Below are 5,209 nucleotides of genomic sequence, written 5' to 3'. Positions count from 1 at the left end.
GTGGATAAGCAAAGCGTTATCCACCCTACGATATCCAGGCTACTTGCTTCGACCCACCTCCAACCCCTTTTGCCCCATTAAACTAAACGTCTCTTCGCCTCAGAGAGAGCAGCCATCCAGCACTCTAAGTCAAGCGACCAAGGCTGTTGATTTGGAGAAGGATAGAGCTCTAATACGAAACGCCCATCTGGAGCACGCTGTATCTCGGCCACCATTTCGTCCTCCTGCCAAATTTCCGCAACCAAATCATCGCGATCCGACACACTTGCCATTTCAACTTTTAGGCTCATTTTTCAAGGTTCCAAGAATCCAATTAATTTACCGTCAGGACCATAGCGAAGACCGCGCCCATCAGGTGCCCGAACTTCAGTTACTTCACCAAATCTCGCATGATGACGAGTAGTCATAGTGCTACCCGGAGTCGTTAGGATATCGTCAACTACGTGCTGGCCCTTTTGATTAATTGAAAGAGGATTACCTTTCGCTGCTGGGAAGGCGCTTCCTTCGCGCCCCCCATGCTTTTGAAGTGCACGACCTGCAGCAGTCAATCCGCCGCGATCTGCTGTTGCGGCTGCCTGAGATAGCTCATCAACGGATCGCCCTACCCCCTTGGCCCCCTGCTTCCCAGGCACCCCGCCCCCCGCCGCGGCGCCAAGCACACTCGCAGCCAGCGCCGCCGCTTCCGGAGAAAGCCCCTTCGCCTCAAGGCCTGCCTGCGTGCTTGCATGGGTCAGGGTGCTAATCGCACTCTGGTTCTGCATCTGGTAAACATGCAGATCCGTCTTGAACAGTGCGGGAATGCTGTCGTCGAAGTAAAGGCCCGCTAATGGAAAAAAGGGGACAGATTTATTTAAGGAACCGCACCATCAACCAGAAAATAAATCTGTCCCCTTTTCCTGGTCCCCTTTTCCTGAAAATAAATCTGTCCCCTTTTCCTTGCTTCGACTTCAAGTGCCCCATCGAAGTTATGGGTGAGGTGATGCAGAAGGCCATCGCTATGCGGCATGATGCCCCAGCTTCAATTCAATGACCGTGTTGCACTCAGCTCCTGCAACCGCCGAGGATCGGTCATTAGGAGCGGAGTTACTCTCACACCTGGCCCATCAAATGTTATTCATCCCGTCCCCTTTCGCTCTTACCAAACAATTTCGACAACCAGCCTTTCTTCTTTTCATCTCGCACTGGATGAGTACTTGGCCCATCGGGGCGGAGCAAATCCCCTGGGTAATGTTCATGTCCCAGGCACAAGCCATCGTCCAGCCCAAAGGCCTTCACGGCTGCGACTGCTTCTACGCACCAGCGTCCGAAATAGCTGCCTTTTTCCAACGGGTGCTTCTCCGGATCACCGTAGATGTACCACCACAGTTCATCCTTGCCCTTGCGAGCCAGCTCGGCGTACCAATGCTCCACAAAATCTCGCAGCAATGCGGCCTGCTGCTCTTTCGGTGCATTCACAGTCTTGAGCAGACGGGCATATGGCTTCTTGTGCAGCAGCACCGTACCAATCTTGCGACCAGGCTGGCGGCTGGCAATTACCCGATCCAGCAGTTCATCCTCACCCTCGCCACCGATCAAGGCCAATAGCCGCTGCCAATGCTCGTCCGGGATTTCCAGGGCAAGCGCCAAACCCACCAGCCAGAAGCACCAGTTGTAGTGGTTGAGGTTCGATAGCTCGAACGTCCAGTCGCGACAAGTCTTGAGTTTGTGCTCACGACAGATATCACTCGCCAGTTCATTTGAGAGCTCCCATGCGTCGAGCACGCCTGGGAAATACTGGCTCAGATCACAAATCGGCTCTCCGAAAGAATAGCACCTCATAAGTACCCTAAACTGTCCACCTTTGGCAGTATCCCAAACAAATTGCGGCCGATATATAGGGTTCTTACTTGGCTCACCAATACGCTCCCACTCCCGCCTAAGCTGAAGCTTATTATAAGAGCACCACTCTGCCCAATACTCTTGATCACCCAGAGCCGCACGAATCACAACTGCACTCCCGACATGTTCAGCGCCGAATTTAGCAGTTTCGAAGCATCTATATCCTTGGGCTTCCCTAATGAATCCAGAACCTCGACAATCGTCGAGCCATCCTTCCGCGTGGTAACTACCCATGTCTCCAGACGATTGCTATCGACGGACTCCCTAATTGAGTTTGCTACACGTTCAGAACCAACAGCTCTTTCAATACGATCGCCACCGACAATCCAACTTTCACTCCCCTGCCTTCCATCCAGAGTATTGCCTAGCACAGAACTTCCCGTTTTATTATCGGCCCCTACGAACTTATACTCGACCACGATGTAATCCACATCCGCACGATTCACCTTGTAAAGGTCATCAATCCCCGTCTCTCCTACCCCTGGCATCCGGGCCAGTTTCTCCCCGTCCGGCACGATCTGCTTGACCGTACTTTCTCGAGCGAAAAAGGGGACAGATTTATTTATTGAGCAACCCCATTAGCCAGAAAATAAATCTGTCCCCTTTTCTGTTTGTCCCCTTTTCTGTTGGACGCCTCACCGTGATCGTTTTATCGAGTTTTTAAAGAGCGGTGGATAAGCAAAGCGTTATCCACCCTACGATATCCAGGCTACTTGCTGCCCGACTCATGCAGGCTCTTTCAAGCTATCCGACTTATGTAAAAGGGAATTTTTTGGGGATCCCTCAGAATCTGCCCCCTTTTCTTTGCCCCCTTTTCCTTGCCCCCTTTTCTTTATCGTTTTATCGAGTTTTAAAGAGCGATGGATAAGCAAAGCGTTATCCATCCTACTTGCTATTCTTGATTCCCCTCATCACCATATAAGTCTTCTTTAGTTAAATCTGCATTATCGTACCACTGCCCCTTAGCGCTCTTTATCGCCTGTTTGCGATACCAACAGAGCCACACTATGTTCCCTGCCCCAGCCAATACCATAGTGCCTGCCGCAAGACCAGCCCAAAACCGCCTAACACGAATCATACCTTCAGTTGCCGGAACATGCTCAAACCCCAACACAGAATCCAGCCAAAAGGAAAAATAATGAAAATTCCAAATAGCAAAACAACATAGCAAGACAACAGCAATCGAGAAAATATTTCCCTTGACAGTCGATATATCAAGAAATCCGCCAGTCCGCATTTCCCTAGGTAAACCCTTCTTCATCAATTGTACTTCTGTATTTTCTCGAAGAGAATTGGAATCCCACCACTGACCGCCCCACCTGCCGCCTCTCCGATATAATCCGGATAAGGATTCAGAACACCAATATTCTGCAACAATATTGGTTTGTTCGGATCAACCATAGACCCGCCGATTCGGTAAGGAAGTAGCTTGCTCGAAAAACTAGAGACGCTAGTACCAACATAACCACCTACCAGACCTGCAAAAGCGCCAATAAAAGCCGCATCACTAATACTTTTATCTTCAAAATATAGATAGTTATTGCCCGCCGCATTTGTGCCACCAACCGCGCCCCCGAGCAGCGTATTAACTAGCGCACCTCCCGCCAACGGATAAGCCAATCCCCCCGTAACTCCCGCTACCACGGTATTCCCTGGTCGATACTCGCCGCCATCGACAACTTGCCCAACAGCGTCAAAACCAGAACCAAGTCCCGCACCCGCCAGGATAGGGCGAACACCATAAGTAGCCAGAAGACTCCCACCCGCTATCGGCAAGCCAACGAATGATGACACGCCTAACGTAAATGCCCGTTGATCAACCTCCATTTGTGCCGGAGTTCGCATATCCAGCGTATTCAGGCTATACGAGAAACCTGCCGCACAGGCGATACACCCCGGGAACTCCAATGGATACTGCATCTGTTGCGGATCAAGCTGGATTCCCAGCGAACGATTATCCCACGCATAGCCGCTGGTATTTTCCGCAACATACTGGATCGCACTCACGTTAGCCTCTGGTAGCAACTGGATAAAGCTCTGGCCATCCCCACCAAATATCCATTGGCCACCCGTGTCGTAAATACCATCCGCCGTAACCACCATGTCGCTATTGGCGTATATATCTTCTCCGGGAATACTGGAGCGCCTGAGCGCATCTTCCATCTGTTCAACAGTAAACTTTCCATCGCTCTGCTCCGCCAGCCGTTTCGCCAGCGCCTTTTCATCCGGATGCAACTGCCGGTTATACGCCGTCGCATTCTTCGCCAGTTCCGCCGCCTTGGCTGGATCGCCTCCCGTTGCGGTCGCTGCCGCTACACCGATCAGTTGCGACACCATCAGCTCCAGGTTTTTATCGCCCTTGATCAGCCCTGAAAACTGCTCGACCAGCGCTTCGTTGGCTCCGGCCGCCAGCGCGCCCGTGGCGAAATCGCTTCCTGTCGCTTCGCTGAGCAAGCCACCCACCACCGCGTGCAGTGCAATTTTTTCTGCGCTGCCATCCTTCCAGTCGATATCGGCCCACTTCCCGTCAGCAAAGTCGCCTGCCGCATTGAAGGCCACCGCCTGCACCAGGTGATACACCTGGCCGGTCAGCGCGGTTTGCAGATTGTCGCCGAGGCTGCCGCCCTGCAGCGCCGTCTGTGCGACCGCCTGTACGGCACCTTGAGCCCCCAGGTACGAACCGAACTTGGCAATATCGCCAGCCTTGCTCAGCTCGAAGCCCTTGGTGACTTTATTGATGTCGTCGCCAGTCACCCCGTAGGCGCTGTCCAGGACACCTGACGTGAAGCCCGCCGTCAGGGCCGAGGTGACGTAGCCCTTCAGCGCGTCGCTGGAGGTCACGTCCTTGAGCACCGCGCCCAGGTCGCCACGGTTGTTGATGGTGCTGATTACGGCTCCGCTGGTGGCGCCAGTTGCCGCTGCCGTCAACGCCACGTTGGCCCAGCCGGCTGCAACTGTTGACCCCGCAGTAGCACCAGCAGCCACAGCCGATGCGGTGGCCGTCCCTGATGCGGCCATGGCAGTTCCTGAGCCAGCGGCGGCGGTCGCGCCACCCAAAGAGCCAATGCCCTGACTAAGCATGGGGCCGGCAAAATAGGCCACCACTATAGCGATCACCAGTGCCGCCCCGGCCCCCAACCCCGAACTGCTGTACTTGAAGCTGTCATGGACTTCCTTGACCCGCTGCCAGTCGACGTCACCCCGGCTTTCCATTTCCTTCAGCCACGCCAGGTTCGGGTCGGCCTGCACCATGGCGTCGATGGTCTGGCTCACCGTCTGCTGGTTGACCTGCCTGACGTCGATCTGCAGCCCTTCCACCGCCTGGATGACC

At 53.8% G+C, this 5,209-nt stretch carries 5 protein-coding genes; all 5 read right to left on the bottom strand.

Translation table 11 applies throughout. From position 1 onward, the window contains the following. Window positions 1–77: 77 nt before the first annotated feature. Window positions 78–290: a hypothetical protein gene (locus IN820_RS03225; protein ID WP_193679603.1), complete on the bottom strand. Its 213-nt coding sequence runs from the start codon at window positions 288–290 to the stop codon at window positions 78–80. A gap of 820 nt (window positions 291–1,110) precedes the next feature. Then, window positions 1,111–1,986, bottom strand: coding sequence for a PoNe immunity protein domain-containing protein (locus IN820_RS03215; protein WP_193679602.1), 876 nt, complete (start codon window positions 1,984–1,986; stop codon window positions 1,111–1,113). Continuing rightward, window positions 1,983–2,366, bottom strand: coding sequence for a hypothetical protein (locus tag IN820_RS22480; protein ID WP_193679601.1), 384 nt, complete (start codon window positions 2,364–2,366; stop codon window positions 1,983–1,985). Before IN820_RS22480 ends, IN820_RS03215 begins: the two co-directional genes overlap by 4 nt. A gap of 404 nt (window positions 2,367–2,770) precedes the next feature. Then, entirely contained in the window at window positions 2,771–3,139 is a 369-nt protein-coding gene (locus IN820_RS03205) for a hypothetical protein (RefSeq protein ID WP_193679600.1), read from the bottom strand. Then, window positions 3,139–5,209: DUF637 domain-containing protein (locus tag IN820_RS03200; protein WP_193679599.1), on the bottom strand; the 2,071-nt coding region annotated here is incomplete at its 5' end. The genes IN820_RS03200 and IN820_RS03205, both read right to left, overlap by 1 nt.

The sequence above is a fragment of the Pseudomonas lopnurensis genome (assembly GCF_015070855.1).
GTDB classification, from domain to species: Bacteria; Pseudomonadota; Gammaproteobacteria; order Pseudomonadales; family Pseudomonadaceae; genus Stutzerimonas; species Stutzerimonas lopnurensis.
This window is presented reverse-complemented; position numbering and strand designations above follow the sequence as displayed.